Origin of the sequence: Bacillus sp. FJAT-22090 (assembly GCF_007676755.1) — a bacterium.
Taxonomy (GTDB): domain Bacteria; phylum Bacillota; class Bacilli; order Bacillales_A; family Planococcaceae; genus Psychrobacillus.
This window is the reverse complement of sequence record NZ_VEBK01000001.1, coordinates 443,009-460,998: the sequence shown is the minus strand read 5'-3', so window position 1 is coordinate 460,998 and position 17,990 is coordinate 443,009. Positions and strand designations below refer to the sequence as shown.

The window sequence follows — 17,990 nt, the reverse complement described above, 5'->3', positions numbered from 1 at the left end:
TTATGAGAGTAAATGGTCAAACAGCTATTATTACAGGGGCAGCAAGTGGGATTGGAGCGGAATCTGCCGTTTATCTTGCTAGAGAAGGAGCGAACATCGTTTTGGTAGATTTAAACTCCTGTGCCAAAACGATTGACAGAATCCGTTCCATTAATGCGGATTCCCAAGTATTAGAATGTTTAGGAGACATCCGCGATGAGGAATTTGTGAAAGCGGCGGTAGCTCGAGCATCAGATACTTTTGGTGAGTTACATATTCTAGTGAATAATGCAGGTACTGCTGGCCGCTTAGGTATTGAAGATATGACAGTGGATATTTGGAATAGAGATTTGGATACAAATGTGAAAGCATCGTTTTTGTTTATTCGGGCAGTAGTCCATCCACATATGATGGAACAGAAATATGGACGAATAGTTAATATAAGTTCGATTTCCGGAATAAACGGTGGTGCCTCTTCTGGTGATGGGGATGGGACTAGAAGATCCGGTCCGGCTTATGCAGCTTCAAAAGGTGCTGTAATTGCCCTAACGAAATGGGTTGCAAAAGAGCTAGGTGCACATGGTATTACATGTAACTCCGTAGCACCAGGGGCAACAGCTACCGGTATTACATCAGGAGTTCCTTACGATTTTAGCAGACAAACGATCAAAAGAATGGGTACACCAGAAGATATAGCCGAAGCGGTGTTATACTTTGCATCTCCAGAGTCAAGCTATACGACTGGCCAAGTGCTGCAAGTTGATGGAGGTTACAACTTTGGCTGATCGAATACAAGCGGTTTTAGATAAGGATTCTAAGCGCATTGTCGGACGATTCATGAAGGACATAGATCTTTTTGGAGGAATAAAAGAAGTGTGCAGAAAGTTTGATATACATGCAGCACAATTCCAATGTATAGGCTCCCTAACGTATGCTACTTATGTGCAGTTGGAAAAGACAACTGATGGTGTCCTTCAGTATTCTGAAAAAATAGTAAGTGATTCAGAGGTAGAGTTGCTAAATGGAACTGGCTTTGTTGGATATGATGTTGATGGACAGTTAGACGTACACTTTCATGGGATGTTTGTCGACTGTAATCAGCAAATTAGCGGAGGTCATTTTCTAGATGGTGAAAATCCGGTAGCTATAACAATTGAATTCATTTTGTTTCCTTTAACAGACGTGGAACTTAAACGCGGTCCAGATAAATTAATGAAATTGCCAGTATTTCAGTTTTCAAATAAGGAGTGAGTAAAGATGGAAACACTAGCACAATTAGCATTGAAATCAGCTGCTGCTTATCCAGAAAAAATTGCAGTAAAGGATCAATATCGTGCTTTTAGTTATGGGGATATGATGAAAAGAGCGTACGCACTTTCTTCTTACTTTCATGAAAAAGGACTAGAAAAAGGAGATCGAATTGCCATTCTCATGTCCAATCGGTTAGAGCATATTGAATTAGATGTTGCTGTTTCGCTAGCCGGACTTATCAAAGTGCCATTGAATTATCGTTTACATCCGAAAGAGCATCTATATATGTTGAATGATGCTAATCCAAAACTAATTATTGGTGATCAGCTATTAATAGATCCTATTGGAACGACGATTGAGGTTTTAGCAATTGGTGATAAGTATGAAAATGTAGTTCAACATAATGTAGGGAAACAATTTTTAGAAAACGTAGAGGAAGATGATTTATTTGCAATTATGTATACTTCTGGTACAACAGGTAATCCAAAGGGAGTCATGTTATCTCATCGTAATATGATTGCGGGAGCATTGTCCCTTGCACAGGTTTGTGAAGTGGATTATGACGATGTTATTGGGCATGTTGCTCCTCTAACTCATGGTAGTAATTTCTTATCTCATGTATCTTGGCTGTATGGTTCTACACAAGTTGTATTTAATAAATTTGAGCCAGAGGAATTTGTGAATGACTTACAAAAAGAAGGAGTATCGGTCATCTTCTTAGTACCTACGATGGTCAATTTGATGATTCAGCATCCAAATTTCGATCCTTCTAAGCTCTCTACACTGAAAACGATTAATATGGCAGGTTCTCCGATTGCTGCTAGTAAATTAGAAGAAGCGTTGAATCTAACAGGGCCAATTTTTGCAGAAACATACGGACAAGTAGAAGCGCCGATGTGTATTACGATGATGCCGAAAAAAGAGTTAAAATCGCGTCTAGATTCATGTGGACGAGTAGGGCTATTTGTCCAAGTAAAAATTGTAGACGATGAAGGTAACGAATTGAAAGATGGAGAAGTTGGCGAAATTATTTGTAAAGGTTCGCTAGTGATGAAAGGGTACTGGAATAATGAAAAAGCAACCAAAGATACACTGAAAAATGGATGGCTACATACGGGTGATTTAGGTTGGAAATGTCCAGAAGGATATGTTCAAATTGTGGATCGTAAGAAAGATGTTATTATTTCAGGAGGAGTAAATATTTATCCTCGAGAAGTGGAGGAAGTGCTTAACTTACACGTAGGAGTGAAGGAAACTTGTGTGATTGGCGTTCCTGATGATAAGTGGGGGGAAAATGTGGTCGCATATGTCGTGCCAAATGGGAAGGAACCCGTTACTACAGAAGAATTATTAGCTCTTTGTGTTGAAAATATGGCGAGCTTTAAAAAGCCTAAATCCATTCATATTGTAGATGAACTGCCGAAGAGTTCTTATGGCAAAATATTAAAACGAGAAATGCGTGACCAACATAAGGAGGTTAGCATATGACCAATGTTTATGTGCATGGAATTGGTATGACGCAATTTGGTACATTTGTAGATCGCACAATGAAAGATATGCTACTAGATGCTTGTATCCAGGCGTTAGAGGATGCAGGAAACCCAAAAGTAGATGCGGTATTTGTTGGAAACTTTATGGGAGGGTCTATTTACAACCAAGAAATATTAGGGGCAATTGTAGCTAATGAACTAGGCCTTGGTTTTATTCCGACTGCTAAAGTAGAAGGAGCATGTGCATCAGGAGGAATAGCGTTGAGACAAGGTATCCTTGGTATACTAAGCGGCGAGTATAATACAGTACTTGTTGCGGGTGTAGAAAAGATGAAGCATGCATCGACGGCAGATGTAACGCAAGCAATCAATGCGGCAATGGATAACGATTCCAATGAAAAGAACGCGGGTCTCACATTCCCAGGTTTTTTCGGTGTGCTTGCGAACCGATATTTTTATGAGACGGGTGCATCTAAAAAGCATTTAGCAATGGTAGCTTTAAAAAATAGAGAACATGCGTTGAATAATCCGTTAGCACAGTTTAGAAAGCCAGCAACATTTGAAGAAATCATGGATGCACGTATGATTACGAATCCTTTAGGGTTATTCGATTGTTCGCCTATGACGGATGGTGCTGCGGCAGTTGTAATTTCAAAAAATCAGTCAGCTATACATATCCGATCGTCAGCCCAAGCTTCTGGTCCCACTCAAATGCAAGATGCAGATGATTTATTGTCCATTCCCGCCATTCGAGAATCTGGTCGACTCGCTTATGAAAAAGCAGGCGTAGGTCCTCAGGATATCAATGTAGTAGAGATTCATGACTGTTTTTCGATGACAGAGATGATTGCAATCGAAGAATTAGGATTTTTTAATAAGCGTGACGGATGGAAGGCAGTAGAAGAAGGAAGGACGAAATCCACTGGCGATAAACCTGTCAATACGAGTGGGGGATTGCTTTCACGAGGTCATCCAATAGGAGCAACGGGCATCGCACAAATTTATCAACTCGTTCGTCAACTACGTGGAAACGCTGCAAACCAAGTGGATAACCCTAGACTTGCATTAGCACAAAATCTTGGTGGTACGGGTTCTTATTCAACCGTGCATATTTTGGAAAGGGTGTGAAACTTGAATGAAAGTATTTAAATGTAATTCTTGTGACTATCAAAGTATGACGAGTAAATATATTTGCCCGAAATGTTTAACAGGAAAATTGGAAGCGGTAGAAGTTTCTTCGAGCGGTACAATTTATAGTTTCACTGATATCCATATTGCACCAGCTGAATTTGCGGATATAGCTCCTTATACGGTTGCACTTGTTCAGTTAGACGAAGCAAATGCAAAAGTGACTGTAAGAGTAGATTCGCAGGTTCAAATTGGGGATAAAGTAGAACTTGAAAAGTTTGAAAAAGGTGCATATTTATATAAGAAAATATCCGAATAAGAAATCCCTGTGCTAGGAATGTTTCAACAAATTCCAAGCACAGGGATTGTTGCATGGAGGCATAAAGGATGAAAGTTATTTCAATTGCATCACATTTTATTTCAAAATACTTGCCCGTTTGGATTCTTTTATTATCATTTATTGCCTATTTTCTTCCTGACTTATTTATACCAATACGTAGTTTAACTGGTGTTGGATTAGGGATGATATTTTTATTAATGGGTCTTTCCTTATCAACTGAAAAGCTTATATCCCTCATTAAAAATCCGAAATACGCCCTTTTAGGTGTGCTGTTAAAGTGGACTATAATGGTAATTGTAACTATTGGAGTGGCATATATATTTTTCAAAAACAATGCAGAACTAGCAACAGGGGTTATTTTAGCAGGCACAGTGCCAAGTGGGACTTCAGCGAATATATATACATTTATAGCTGGGGGAGAAGCCGCACTAAGTATTACGATGGCGACTATGGATACAATTATTTCGCCTCTACTTACACCTGCATTAGTTCAATTTTTCGCTGGTAAACTGATTCCTATTGCTTTTTGGCCATTATTTCTTAATATAATTTATATCGTATTTATTCCATTGTTTTTGGGACTTTTCCTGCAATGGAAATTCACAAAAAGGATTGAAATAGTTAAACCATATACAGCAGTACTTTCTCAAATTGCACTGTTTATCGTAGTATTATCTGTTATTTCAAGTGCACAAAATTCCTTACAAATGAATTTATCGTTGTTGCCTATTATTTTCATTGCTGTCTTTTTTCAAGTTTCTATTCCGATGTTTGCGGGATATTGGATTTCTAAGTTGGGGAAAGCACCTGAACAAAATGCACGGGCTATTTTATTTCATACGGGTATATGTAATACAGCTTTAGCAGCAACATTGGCAATGGAGCACGTCAGTTCTCTTGCTGCGGTTCCAGCAGTTGCAAATATGGTTGTTAATCTAACATTAGGCGCACTCGTAGCCAACCATTTTGCGAAAAAATAATATATAATGTGCAACTACTTTTGTTTCGAACTTTGGATAAGAGGAAAAGAAGGTTCAAATATGATAGTATAGGTTGGTAGATGAATACGAAGCTTGCAGGAGGAAATTCAATTGACTGTTACAAAACAAGCCTTCTCTCTAAACTTTTCATTATTATCAAAGTTTATAAATGAAGAAGAAAAAAATGAATATACAAATATAATTAGTATGATACATGAAGAAATGCATGCTCCGACTGGGAAAGATAAAGACTCATTAGGTTGGATAGATTTAGCTACTAAACAAGATAAGAACGAATTAGAGCAAATCCTTTCAGTTGCAGATGAAATACGAACAAAATCAGCTGTATTAATAGTTATTGGAATTGGCGGGTCTTATTTAGGAGCAAAAGCGGTTCAAGAGGCTTTATCTCCTTATTTCTCAAAGAAGCTTGGGGAAACTGAAGTAATTTATGCTGGACAGAATATGAGTGGCGCCTATATCAATCAATTACTTCACTATGTGGAAGATCGCGAAGTATACGTAAATGTTATTTCGAAATCAGGGACTACGCTTGAACCTGCGATTTCATTCCGTGTCATTAAATCATATATGGAAGAGCGCTACGGAGAAGAAATGAAAAATAGAATCATTTTAACGACCGATCCGACAAATGGGTTATTAAGAAAACTAGCACAAGAAGAAGGTTTTCGAAGTTTCGAAGTTCCCGCTGATGTAGGGGGACGTTTTTCGGTCCTCACCCCAGTCGGATTATTTCCATTGGCTGTTGGTGGTATAGATATTAATGCATTATTAGACGGTGCAAAAAAGGCGACAAATGATTTGATGTTCTCGAATTATAAAGAGAATGCGGCTTATGAATATGCGTTATCACGATATTTGTTGGAGAAAAAGGGATATATTATTGAAATTATGGCTTCTTTTGAGCCTTCCCTACGAAATGTGTTCGAATGGTGGAAACAATTATTTGGTGAAAGTGAAGGAAAAGACGAAAAAGGAATTTTCCCTGTTTCAGTTACATATACAACGGATCTTCACTCGATTGGTCAGTATATCCAAGCTGGTAAACGCCAAATTTTTGAAACGATTTTACATGTTCGCAACCAACAAGAAGATTGTACTATTCAATTGGTCGATAATAATTTTGATCAACTAAATTTCCTGGAAGACAAAACTTTTCATGATATTAATACAATCGCGAAAAACAGTTCGATATTAGCGCACTATGATGGGGGAGTTCCCGTCATTCAAGTGGAAATAGATCAGCTCGATGAGTACCATTTAGGCTATTTACTTTATTTCTTTGAGAAAGCTTGTGCGATGAGTGCTTATTTGTCAGGGGTCAATCCATTTGACCAACCAGGAGTAGAGTCTTACAAAAACAATATATTCGCGTTATTAAACAAGCCCGGATATGAAACGTTAAAAGAAGAACTGGAAGAAAGACTATCCCAAGTTTTCGAATGATCATTAGGAGTTAAAAAAGTCAGTGCAATGGAAACTATCCGTTGTGCTGACTTTTTTTGTGGAATAAAGTGATTGAGGAGCGGCGTTAGTTGTAATTTCGAAGCATTTAGTTGTAAAATTAGCTCATTTAGTTGTAAAAGGATGTTTTATCCAAATGCTGCCATTGTTTAGTTGTAAAAATGGAGGCGTTAGTTGTAATTTTGAAGCATTTAGTTGTAAAATCAGTGCATTTAGTTGTAAAAGGATATTTTATCCAAATCTTTTCGTTGTTTAGTTGTAAAAATGAAGGCGTTAGTTGTAATTTTGAAGTATTTAGTTGTAAAAGGATATTTTATCCAAATGCTTTCATTATTTAGTTGTAAAAATGGAGGCGTTAGTTATAATTTTGAAGCATTTAGTTGTAAAATCAGCGCACTTAGTTGTAAAAGGATATTTTATCCAAATGATTTCATTATTTAGTTGTAAAAATGGACTGGTTAGTTGGAATTTCGAAGCGTTTAGTTGTAAAATCAGCGCATTTAGTTGTAAAAGGATATTTTATCCGAAGAAACTCTTCATAAATACAAAAAAGAGGGAGGAAAGCGACATAGTCACTTTTCTCCCTCTTTTAAAATTATTGTTCCTCATTCATCTCGTTTACTTGTAAATTATATCGAATCACATCTCTAAAGAACGTATGAAGCATTCCTTGGAACAAATGAAGTGCATCAAATGAGTAGAGTCGGTACGGATCTTCTTGACCATAGCCACGAATACTTATACCTTCTCTTAAATGATGTAAGTTGTCTAAGTGGCTAATCCACAATCGGTCAAGTGTTTCAGAGTAGAATGCTTGAATGTTTCTCCACTCGTCGCTGTCGGCATTCGTCATATTGACCATTTCAAATGCTTTCTCATAGACTGCCTCTAATGCTTCTTTTAGCTGTACTTTATTTTCTGCATCAAGCGAAGTAAATTTTTCTTCTTCGTAAGATGTGAGCATTGAGATGATTTTAATCTCATCCATGATTTCATTTAAAATACCAGAATCATGCACATCATATACATTTAACTCTGCAAGTTCATCTACCAAGTAATTTAAGCGTTCGTGCATCGCATCGATAATAAGCATTTGCATATTTTCTACCTTTAATGCTTTTTCACGATAATTGTACATAACTCTTTGTTGGTCATTGTTAATATCATCTAATTTTAACAAATGGGATCGACTAGAGAAATGTGTACCTTCGATCACGTTTTGTACATTGTATACGAATTTAGTTGGATTAGGTGAAATAACTAAGCCGGTATTATCCGTTTTCACTTTATTTTTATATTTAGCAAATTCATCTTCATCGTAATAATGGAATAGCTCATCTTCTAATGAAATGATAAACTGCGTGCTACCTGGATCTCCTTGGCGACCGCCACGTCCACGAAGTTGCATATCGATTCGAGCACTACTGTGAAGTTCGGTACCGATTATATGGAGACCACCTAGTTCTGGAACGCCTTCACCAAGGTTAATATCCGTTCCGCGTCCGGCCATATTCGTAGCAAGCATAATTTTATTCATTTGTCCTGCTTGAGAGATTAACTCCGCTTCGTCTTCTACAGTTTTTGCATTTAGTATAGAATGCTCAATTTCAAGCTCATGCAAATAAGAGGAAAGCTTTTCAGACTGCTCGATGGAAGTAGTTCCGATTAACACGGGACGGCCTAATTCATGATACTTTTGCGTTTCTTCCACGATTTTTTTCATTTTATCTTCATACGTTAAATATACAAGTGTATCCATATCTACTCGTTTATTTGGCTTATTCGTAGGAATTTCCGTCACGCGTAAGTTATAAGTTTCCCAAAACTCTTCACGAGAAGGAACGGCACTACCAGTCATTCCTGATACGTGTTTGTAAAGTCTGAAATAATGTTGAATCATAATAGAAGCCTGCGTATTATTCTCTTCTTTAATAGAAACTTTTTCTTTTGCTTCAATTGCTTGATGAAGTCCATCGCTAAATGTACGACCTTCCATAATACGCCCAGTATATGGATCCACAATCATAATTTTATCGTCTTTTACAATATAATCTACGTCCTTGCGCATAACTACTTTAGCTCGCAGTGTTTGCATCGCAATATGCATAAACTCACGATGCTCTCTGTCATATACATTGTCAATGCCAAATGCAGCCTCAAGACGATCGGCACCATTGTCCAATAAAACGATTTGTTTTGTTTCAGGATAATAATTATAATCTTCTTCATCTTTAAATGAGCTGATGACTAGCTGCATAATTGGAAATAAATTTAAACTTGCATTGGACTTACCTGCAATGATTAAAGGTGTTCTCGCTTCATCGATCAATATACTATCCACTTCATCGATCAAAGCGTAAAAAAGTGGACGTTGCACAAGCTGATCTTCACTTTGAACCATATGATCTCTTAAATAATCAAAACCAAATTCTGTTCCAGTACCGTATGTAATATCACAGTTATAGGCAGCTTGTTTCTCGTCATTTTCCAAACCTGAAATATTTAATCCAACTGTTAAACCTAAAAACTCAAATAACGGTTTCATTTGCTCATAATCTCGGCTTGCCAGGTATTCATTGGCTGTAATGATATGAGTTCCCTTGCCATGCAAAGCCATTACATAAGCCGGTAACGTTGCAACTAATGTTTTTCCTTCTCCAGTTTGCATTTGAGCAATCTGTGACTGCGTTAAAACAGCACCGCCCATTAACTGTGAGTCATAGTGACGCATGCCTAAAATACGTTTGGAAGCTTCTCGAACGACAGCAAATGCTTCCAACATTATTTCTTCTGGAGTGGCTCCATTATCTAATTGTTCACGAAAACTATTTGTATATGTTTGAAGCTCAATGTCTGTTTTATGTGCAAATGAATCTTCCAAAGCGTTAATCTTGGAAACTATTTTATTAAGCTGTTTTAGCTCAATTATTTCACCAGAAATCATTTTCTTAATAGAATGTAACATGTTCATTCTCCCTACTTTTAAATTCCACAGCCTATTATATCATGAAACTAACTTGCAAGCATTTTCAAACTTAACTAAATTAAATAGCGGTTAAGTTTCCTTCAGTTGTGTCAAGAGCTTTTAATGGAAATCTAGAATTTCTTTTACTAATGTTTCAATTATATTACAACTATAAGTTTTAAATGTTACCAATAGATGTTAATGTTAAAATATATATGGAAAGGGGTTTTAAAGTTGAAGAAGATTTATATTCCAATGATGGCTGCAATGTTAGCTGCACCAATAAATAGTGTAGCCTATGCGGAAGAGTTAACTAAGCCAAACGAAGTAGTGGAAAAAGCCATAGGAACAAACGAGGAAACAGTTGAGGGTAGCGTTGAGGAATGGTTAGAAAATGCCATAGAGGAAAAGCCACAGGAAGAAGTAAAGCTAGAAGGATATGAAAATTTAGGGCCGATGGTTTTTAAATCTTCCGCTCTTTTATCGAAAATTGCCGCTAATGACAATGGAGAATATTTCATTTATTACATCATGCATGGAGCACCGACGGCATTGGTAGTTGTAAATTATCAAACAAAAGAAATAATACATACGTTTACATTAGAAGATTCTCAAAGTGCATGGGGTCTTGATGTAGATGAAGATGGAAAACTTTGGGTTGGAGGATCAGTTTCAAGCGTGCTTTACAGCTATGACCCAAATACAGAAGTGTTTGAAAATCATGGACCACTTTTTTCTAATAAAAGTGATACTTCTATCCAAGACTTATTCGTTTCTGGCAATAAAGTATATGCTGGTTCCGCATACGGTGGAGCGCTTGTTTCTTTCGATACAAAAACAAATGAAATAGAAGAGTTTGGACAAATCCGCAAACGTAAAGAATTTGTAAAAGCAGTCGTAGCAGATGAAGAGACAGATGAAATCTTTGTATCTATTGGTTCTCCAATGGACTTATTAGTAAAGAAACGGGGTACTAAAAACTTTACCTCATTTTTACCGCCAAAATATATGTCTGAAAAATATGCACAGGATTTAGTATTAACAGATGACTATGTAGTTGCAAGAATGTATCCCTCCAATGTAGCAGTAGTTTTTGATAGAAAAACACTGAAAATTGTGGATGAGTTTGAGCTGAATTCAAAAACTCTTTCGACGCTATCACCAGATGGGAAATCTTTGTATTATACAAAAGCACAACAATTAATCAGATATGATTTCGAAACAAAAGCACATACAGAGCTTGGGCTATTTTTACCTAAAGGAACTGAAGCGATTAATCTAGACTTTATAATAAAAAAAGACGATAAAACCGTGCAAGATCCGAAACCAGATGAAGAAGAGGTAGACCTCGAAGCATTATTTGAAAAAGCATTTAATGAAAAGTCTTCTGGACAAACAGATTTAGAAGAAGAACCAAAAGAATGGATTTTATCCGGTATGGTAGATAATTTAGGACAATTATTCGAATACAATCCACAAACAGGCCAAATGCAACACCTTCAATTTGAATTGCCTGAACAACCAGTAGAATTATATTCATTAGCTTCCAGCGAAGATGGTAAAAAAATCTATGCAAATGGTTTTATGTCAGGTGGTCTTGGTGTATATGACCTTGCAACTGGAGACAAAGAATTATATCAAAAAATTAGTCAAATAGAATCGATGTTTGAAGTTAATAACAAATTATATATTGGTGCATATCCACTTGCTAGATTACTAGTGTATGATCGTTCACTTCCGTGGGATACAGGTAATCCAAAAGAAGTTATTCGCATGAAAGAATATGGACAAGAAAGAACGACTGCAGTAGCTCCATACAATAATGGGAAAGAGATCGTATTCGGAACTTTACCAGATGCAAGTGTTGGTGGCGGCGCTCTAGCTTTCTATAATACAGAATCAGAGAAAATGGAGATTTTTGAGAATTATATTTATAACCAAAGTATCGTTTCATTAGTTAGTAGAGGAACGCAAATTTTTGGGGGAACTTCGATTCATGCGAATCAGCAAGTAAATCCAAGAGGAGCAAGACTATTCTATTTCAATAGAAACAACCCGGAAGACAAAAAGTATATTCATCTACCATTTGACTCGAGTATGATTACAAGTTTAATAGTTGATAAAGACAATAATGTATGGGGAATGGCTGATGGAGAGCTATTTGTTTATAAGGATGAATGGACAGATGTTAGATCCGTTGAGTTATTGGAGTTAATTTCTGGAAGATTCCGTAATGCTCAAATTGTAGAAGGCCCAGATGGATATATTTATGGAAGTGTTGAAGGGAAACTATTTAGAGTAACAAAAGATACGTTAGAAGTAGAGTGGTTAAAAGATAAAGGGGTTTATGGGCTTGTAAAAGATGCCAGTGGAAACCTGTATTTTTATAATGGAAGTAATTTATGGAAATACACAATCGAACAAAATAGAGAGCAACAACAAAAAGAGCAAAAATAGTTTGATCATGGAAATGAAGGAGAATGTAACTAAATGAAACGAAAATTGCTTTACCTTTTTGCTATGTTTGCAATTGTCACTGGGGCGCTATTCCAACCAAGTCAAGCTGAAGCTGCAACTACGAAAGTTTATTGGGATGGCATACTAATGGTTCCTGGCCAAGTAGGGAAGATTAAAGTAGTAAAACCTATTAATCTATGGAAACGTACGGCAGATAGATTAGTATTCGAAAGAGTATTAAAACCAGGTGAGCAATATCGTGTTTACCGGTATGATAATTTATACGGAGGTCAATATGGCCTTGGCGGAGGCATGTACATTACAAAAATGGCGGGCTACGTGGAGTATAAAACACCTTCCAAAGCAAAACTAAAAGAACTTGAAAATGCACAGGGAAGTACAGCACCAGGCGTTAGTAATCCGTCTCAGTTGTTTCCAACAGAGGCAACTCCTACTTTAACGGGAGGGAAAGTATTAAGCCAAGCAGTTACACAACTTGCTCCTGGTATTCGTAAAAAATACTTCGATATTGATGGCGCTATTGGTGCTCAAAACCTATTTGTAATTGAGTATGATGGTAAAACTTCTAATATCGAACTAAAAACAGAGCTTGCGAAGGATCAATTGGTAGGATTAGAAACAACCTCATCCCAAGCGAATAGCGTGCCTCAAAATGATTCTTATCATGTTGTGGCTGGTGTGAATGCTGACTATTTTGATAAACAGGGACAACCTGTTGACTTAATGATGATGGATGGTTCTATTGTAGCGACTCCACAAACTGCTATTAACGAGTTAGCGGTTTTAGGGATCAAAGCAGACGGCAAAGCGATAATTGGAGCTCCACAAGTGAAAATGAATCTTACTGTTAATGGCCAACAATCATACACTATTAACTCTGTTAATAGAAAAAGAGCAGCAAACAACTTAGTTCTTTATACAAGAGACTTTGCTGCAACAACTGCTACAAATGAACTTGGAACTGAAGTAAGAGTGAAAATAGAATCAGGCAAGTTGAATGGAAAAGAAATATTAACTGGAACCGTTCTTGAAAATGTTACAGGTGTTGGAAACGCGAAATTAAACAGCGGTGAAATCATCTTATCCGGACATAACCTAGCTGCTAACTTTTTACAAGGTATACAAGTCGGAGACAAAATAGAAATACAAACTAGTTTTACTCCAGCAGAATGGAATGATGTGCGCGAATCTGTAGGTGGCCGCTATCATTTAGTGAAAAACGGAGTAATACAGACGATTAAAGTCGCTGGAGTAGCACCGCGTACTGCAGTAGGTATTAAAAAAGATGGAAGTATTTTTACGGCGGTTATTGATGGAAGATCTACAAATAGTAAGGGATTAACTTTACAAAATACTGCCAAACTAATGAAAGATCTAGGGGCAAATTATGCGATGACTTTTGATGGTGGTGGTTCATCTACCGTAGTAACTCGAGAACTCGGAGATAGCAAAGTAACCGTTCAAAATAAGCCTTCAGATGGTCCAGAGCGTTCCGTTTCAAACTCTTTGTTATTTATTAGTAAATATAAAACAGGTGCGGTGGCTACTATAGCACCAAAGTCTAATGTATTAGAAGTATTCGAAGGAGCTTCATATACAGATCTGTCCGTTCCGGTTAAAGGAATTGACCAATATATGAATCCGGTAGCTATATCAGGAAATGGAAAAGTTACTTCTTCCATTTTAACTTCTACTAATGGTAAACAAGTCGTTAATGCTAAGCCAGGAACTTACGCAGGTGTAGTGACGTATGATGGAAAAACTACTAATATTCAACTAAAAGTAACGAATACATTAGATAGTATTTCAGCAGCCCAAAGCTCTGTGCAAGTGGCAAAAGGTCAAACAGTACAACTTACAGCTAATGGTATGAAAAATGGACAAGCAGTAATAACTGAAGCAAGTGCGTTTAACTGGTCTACTACTGTTGGAACGATACAAGCAAATGGGAAATTTACAGCACCAAACAAAGATGGTGTAGGAACGATTACAGTGAAGTACGGTACTAAATCATTAACTATTCCAGTTATAGTAGGAGATGTTGCACCTACAATTTTAGAATCATTTAATAAAGGCATCACGAACTACGAAGCAACTGGAGACCGAGTAAAATCAGTTTCTGTTCAATCTGTTACCAATGATCGCGATGGATCCAAAGCTATTAAACTTGTTTATGATTTTACAGGTACCTCTGGAACTTCTGGAGCGTATGTAAGTGCTAAAACTAAATTGACGATTAGTACGCCTGCTAAAAAGATTGGTATGTGGGTTAAAGGTGATGGCAAAGGAAATTGGTTAAGATCGCAAGTAGTAGATGCATCAGGTAAGGCAATTCAATTAGATTTTGATAAAAATGTGAATTGGACTGATTGGAGATTCGTAACTGCAGAAGTTCCAACGGGTCTTGCATATCCACTTAAAATGGATTTACCAGTACGTTACATGCAAACAGAAAATGCAAATAAATCAACTGGTGAAATTATTATTGATGACATCCAAGCGATTTATAAAGACTAGCAAAGTTTTAAATAAGTTAAATCCAGTCAAACTATAATGGTGATTAACGTTGCAGACGGACGCTTCCACTCCAGCGGTAAAGCGAGTGGAAAGCTTCGGAATATCAACTATGTAAAGTGCACTTACTCTTTTCTATGCTCCCAAACTCCTATTAAGAGGGGTTAAAAAGTATTAGAAGTTGCCAACCTTTTGGATGTATGATAACGTAATCAGTATGGATTTTTGCTAACTGTGGAGGGAAGTACATGTATTCGGAAGAAAAAAATAAAGAAAATGCTTCACCTAGTTCTTCATTGGAAGAAAATGCTCCAAAAGTAATAGGTTATTATAAGCGTCAAGCTTGGGCTGTAAAAGTATTTGACAAAATTGATCAAGATAATATCGTCGAAGATGGTAAAGATGTAGTGCTAGCTTCTTCTGTTATCCAATCAAGTAATGATTTGTTTTTCCCAGCTTTCATTCGCATCAATACGAAAGAAAACGGAAAAGTGGTAGGAGCATACTTGATTATTGAAGAAGACGATAGTTTTCAGCTATTACCATTAGAAAGAGCATTAGAAGAATTACAGTTGGATGAACTAGTTCCTTTTAAATACCGTACTCTCGCTAAAATAGAGGGCGATGCGTATCAAACAAATTGGCCAGAGTTTTCATAAAAAATGCGGAAACGCCTTTGTTAGGAATTGGAACGGTACTAGTTTTTTATGTTAGACTGTTACTTTTAGGGAATTTATACTTAATAAGCCGCGCATCAAAAGACTGACTTTTGCCTATAATAAGGCGAAAAGTCAGTCTTTTCTTTCTTTATAATATACTTGGTTACAAATCTATTTTTATAGTATAATGAGTCATTGAAGAAACTTTCATGTTGCTATTTCGTCTACTGAAAGAGGAACTTCACAATCAATGAAAATATAAAAAAACAAGGATGATATTTTTGGACATAAAATTACTTCTTGCTTTTATCATTTCTATGGTAACGGCAATAGCTGTTACGCCACTTGTCATAAAACTTGCACATAAAATAGGAGCCGTAGACAAACCATCGAAGCGGAAAGTTCATCAAAACGTAATGCCTCGACTTGGTGGGCTTGCAATTTTTCTTGCGGTAACAGTCGGTTATTTCGTAGCTGGATTATATGAGGCAAAGATTACCGGAATAATGGTGGGTGCATTGATCATTATTGTTTTGGGAATAATAGATGACAAATATGAGATATCTGCAAAGATCAAACTGTTAGGTCAAATCTTGGCTGCATGTGCAGTAATGGGAAGTGGCCTGACTGTGGAAGTACTTAATATTCCGTTCATCGGCGTATTTGATCTTGGAATATTTTCATACGTTGTGACATTATTTTGGATTTTGGCTATTACGAATGCAATTAATTTAATTGATGGCCTTGATGGTTTATCTGCTGGTATTTCATCCATCGTATTCGCAAGTATTGCATTTTTAGCATTCTCTGGGGACAAAGTGTTAATACTTTCACTTTCCTTAATATTACTTGGTAGTACACTTGGATTTCTATTCCATAATTTTTACCCAGCGAAAATTTTCATGGGTGATACAGGGTCCATGTTTTTAGGTTATTCGATTGCCATCTTATCATTATTAGGCTTGTTCAAAAGTGTGACGCTCTTTAGTTTTGTCGTGCCGATTATGATTTTAGGTGTGCCAATATTTGATACTTCGTTTGCGATTATTCGCAGACTTGTAAATAGAAAACCGATATCCGTTGCCGATAAATCGCATTTGCATCACCGTTTATTAGCACTTGGATTGTCGCATCGTAATACTGTTTTAGTAATATATGGTTTTGGTTTGATCTTTAGTATTTCGGCAATTACATTTGAAACACTTACATTAAGATGGGCAATATTTATTTTACTCTTTATCTTAATTGCATTTGAAATTGTGGCAGAGAAAATCGGGCTAGTGCATGAAGAATATAGACCAATTATTTCTGTTTTCCAAAAAGTTGTTGGGTATAAGCGCAATTAACGCTTAGACTGTTGAAAAACGCTCGCATTCTTCGTTGTAAGCTCATGAACTTAAGTTCTTTTCGCTTCCGCCTCGTGCTGGCGCGCCTTGAATGACAAACGTTTTCATTTAGTCTAAGCTAAAAACATTACGCTTTTCACATAATAAAATTAATTAATTCATTGATAGGTTGGTGTAAACGAAATGAAAGTACCAATGTTAGATTTATCCGAGCAATATGCATCGTTAAAAAGTGAAGTATTAGAAGCCTTAGATGGAGTAATGAGTAGTTCACACTTTATCCTAGGTGATAATGTAAAAAAATTAGAAGCAGACATTGCCAAGTATAGTCATGTTGCGCATGGAATTGGCTGTGGAAATGGTAGTGATGCAATTCATATCGCACTACAAGCGGCAGGAATCGGTGCTGGAGATGAAGTTATTACAACACCATTTACGTTTTTTGCTACAGGTGGAGCAATTGCAAGAGCAGGAGCAAAACCTGTTTACGCAGATATAGATCCTGTTTCATTTAACTTAGATCCAGAAGAAATTGAAAAGCATATTACTGAACGAACAAAAGCTATTATTCCTGTACATCTATATGGACAAATGGCTGATATGGTTCGCATTCGTGAAATTGCGGACAAGCATAATCTAGTTGTGGTGGAAGATGCTGCACAAGCAATCGGTGCAAAACAAGGCGATTATACAGTTGGTGAACTTGGAGATGCAGCGACATATAGTTTCTTCCCAACGAAAAACCTTGGTGCATATGGTGATGGCGGTATGGTTGTAACAAATAATGACGACATTGCGGAAAAAAGCCGTGTGATTCGCGTACATGGTTCTAAGCCAAAGTACTATCATAGTGTACTTGGATATAACAGTAGACTGGACGAGCTACAAGCTGCGGTGTTAAACGTAAAATTCCCTCATTTAGATACATGGAGTGAACAACGTAGAAAACATGCAGACTTCTACACAAATTTATTGAATGAAAAAGTAGCAGACTACGTTAAAACACCTGTTATAGTAGAAGGATTCCACCATGTATTCCATCAATATACAATTTTGACGGAGCGTCGTGATGAGTTGCAAGCCTTTTTAAACGAAAATGGGGTAGCTACAATGATTTATTACCCACTACCATTGCATCTTCAACCTGTTTTTGAAAGCTTAGGGTATAAAGAAGGGGATTTCCCTAAAGCAGAAAAGGCTGCAAATGAAGCACTTTCTCTACCAATGTTCCCAGAGTTAAAAGAAGAACAACAACAATATGTTGTAGAGAAAATTGCTGAATTTTTTGCTGGAAAATAATGAGATGATCAATGAGTAGAGGGAGACGTATTTTTACGTTTCCCTCTACCTGCCTGTAATAAGGCTTTTTAACTAG

General features: G+C 36.8%; 13 protein-coding genes. 12 read left to right on the top strand and 1 reads right to left on the bottom strand.

What is annotated here, in order from left to right; genetic code table 11:
- Nucleotides 1-2: 2 nt before the first annotated feature.
- From FS486_RS02170 to FS486_RS02140, 7 genes are all read left to right on the top strand, one after another.
- Nucleotides 3-764 carry an SDR family NAD(P)-dependent oxidoreductase gene (locus FS486_RS02170; RefSeq protein WP_144509612.1) on the top strand — a complete coding sequence of 254 codons (762 nt, stop codon included), beginning with the start codon at nt 3-5 and terminating at the stop codon, nt 762-764.
- On the top strand, nt 757-1,230 hold the full coding sequence (locus tag FS486_RS02165; protein ID WP_260857993.1) for a PCC domain-containing protein: 474 nt from the start codon (nt 757-759) through the stop codon (nt 1,228-1,230). The genes FS486_RS02170 and FS486_RS02165 overlap by 8 nt, the downstream gene beginning before the upstream one ends.
- Before the next feature lie 6 nt (nt 1,231-1,236).
- Nucleotides 1,237-2,718 carry a class I adenylate-forming enzyme family protein gene (locus tag FS486_RS02160; protein ID WP_144509610.1) on the top strand — a complete coding sequence of 494 codons (1,482 nt, stop codon included), beginning with the start codon at nt 1,237-1,239 and terminating at the stop codon, nt 2,716-2,718.
- Nucleotides 2,715-3,848 carry a thiolase C-terminal domain-containing protein gene (locus FS486_RS02155; protein ID WP_144509609.1) on the top strand — a complete coding sequence of 378 codons (1,134 nt, stop codon included), beginning with the start codon at nt 2,715-2,717 and terminating at the stop codon, nt 3,846-3,848. Before FS486_RS02160 ends, FS486_RS02155 begins: the two co-directional genes overlap by 4 nt.
- A 7-nt stretch (nt 3,849-3,855) precedes the next feature.
- Entirely contained in the window at nt 3,856-4,167 is a 312-nt protein-coding gene (locus FS486_RS02150; protein ID WP_144509608.1) for a Zn-ribbon domain-containing OB-fold protein, read from the top strand.
- Nucleotides 4,168-4,235: 68 nt separating this feature from the next.
- A complete protein-coding gene (locus FS486_RS02145; RefSeq protein ID WP_144509607.1) occupies nt 4,236-5,168 on the top strand; it encodes a bile acid:sodium symporter family protein in 933 nt (310 codons plus the stop codon).
- A gap of 111 nt (nt 5,169-5,279) precedes the next feature.
- Nucleotides 5,280-6,635, top strand: a complete 1,356-nt coding sequence (locus tag FS486_RS02140) for a glucose-6-phosphate isomerase (RefSeq protein ID WP_144509606.1) — start codon at nt 5,280-5,282, stop codon at nt 6,633-6,635.
- Nucleotides 6,636-7,248: 613 nt separating this feature from the next.
- Here FS486_RS02140 and secA read toward each other — a convergent pair.
- Nucleotides 7,249-9,618 carry a preprotein translocase subunit SecA gene (gene secA, locus FS486_RS02135; RefSeq protein ID WP_186321294.1) on the bottom strand — a complete coding sequence of 790 codons (2,370 nt, stop codon included), beginning with the start codon at nt 9,616-9,618 and terminating at the stop codon, nt 7,249-7,251.
- Nucleotides 9,619-9,852: 234 nt separating this feature from the next.
- Between secA and FS486_RS02130 the strand changes: the two genes are divergently transcribed.
- The 5 genes from FS486_RS02130 to FS486_RS02110 all read left to right on the top strand — a co-directional run bounded on the left by FS486_RS02130 (nt 9,853) and on the right by FS486_RS02110 (nt 17,914).
- Nucleotides 9,853-12,075, top strand: coding sequence for a hypothetical protein (locus FS486_RS02130; protein WP_144509604.1), 2,223 nt, complete (start codon nt 9,853-9,855; stop codon nt 12,073-12,075).
- Between the two features lie 33 nt (nt 12,076-12,108).
- On the top strand, nt 12,109-14,613 hold the full coding sequence (locus tag FS486_RS02125) for a phosphodiester glycosidase family protein (protein WP_144509603.1): 2,505 nt from the start codon (nt 12,109-12,111) through the stop codon (nt 14,611-14,613).
- Nucleotides 14,614-14,858: 245 nt separating this feature from the next.
- Nucleotides 14,859-15,269, top strand: a complete 411-nt coding sequence (locus tag FS486_RS02120; protein ID WP_144509602.1) for a hypothetical protein — start codon at nt 14,859-14,861, stop codon at nt 15,267-15,269.
- 281 nt (nt 15,270-15,550) lie between these two features.
- Complete coding sequence (locus tag FS486_RS02115) at nt 15,551-16,615, top strand: glycosyltransferase family 4 protein (protein WP_144509601.1); 1,065 nt, start codon at nt 15,551-15,553, stop codon at nt 16,613-16,615.
- Nucleotides 16,616-16,798: 183 nt separating this feature from the next.
- A complete protein-coding gene (locus tag FS486_RS02110; protein WP_144509600.1) occupies nt 16,799-17,914 on the top strand; it encodes a DegT/DnrJ/EryC1/StrS family aminotransferase in 1,116 nt (371 codons plus the stop codon).
- Nucleotides 17,915-17,990: the final 76 nt, after the last annotated feature.

Coding starts and splice junctions, on each gene's coding strand:
- FS486_RS02110 (WP_144509600.1), top strand. CDS start 16,799: ATGAAAGTACCAATGTTAGATTTATCCGAGCAATATGCATCGTTAAAA.
- FS486_RS02145 (WP_144509607.1), top strand. CDS start 4,236: ATGAAAGTTATTTCAATTGCATCACATTTTATTTCAAAATACTTGCCC.
- FS486_RS02170 (WP_144509612.1), top strand. CDS start 3: ATGAGAGTAAATGGTCAAACAGCTATTATTACAGGGGCAGCAAGTGGG.
- FS486_RS02125 (WP_144509603.1), top strand. CDS start 12,109: ATGAAACGAAAATTGCTTTACCTTTTTGCTATGTTTGCAATTGTCACT.
- FS486_RS02155 (WP_144509609.1), top strand. CDS start 2,715: ATGACCAATGTTTATGTGCATGGAATTGGTATGACGCAATTTGGTACA.
- FS486_RS02160 (WP_144509610.1), top strand. CDS start 1,237: ATGGAAACACTAGCACAATTAGCATTGAAATCAGCTGCTGCTTATCCA.
- FS486_RS02150 (WP_144509608.1), top strand. CDS start 3,856: ATGAAAGTATTTAAATGTAATTCTTGTGACTATCAAAGTATGACGAGT.
- FS486_RS02120 (WP_144509602.1), top strand. CDS start 14,859: ATGTATTCGGAAGAAAAAAATAAAGAAAATGCTTCACCTAGTTCTTCA.
- secA (WP_186321294.1), bottom strand. CDS start 9,618: ATGTTACATTCTATTAAGAAAATGATTTCTGGTGAAATAATTGAGCTA.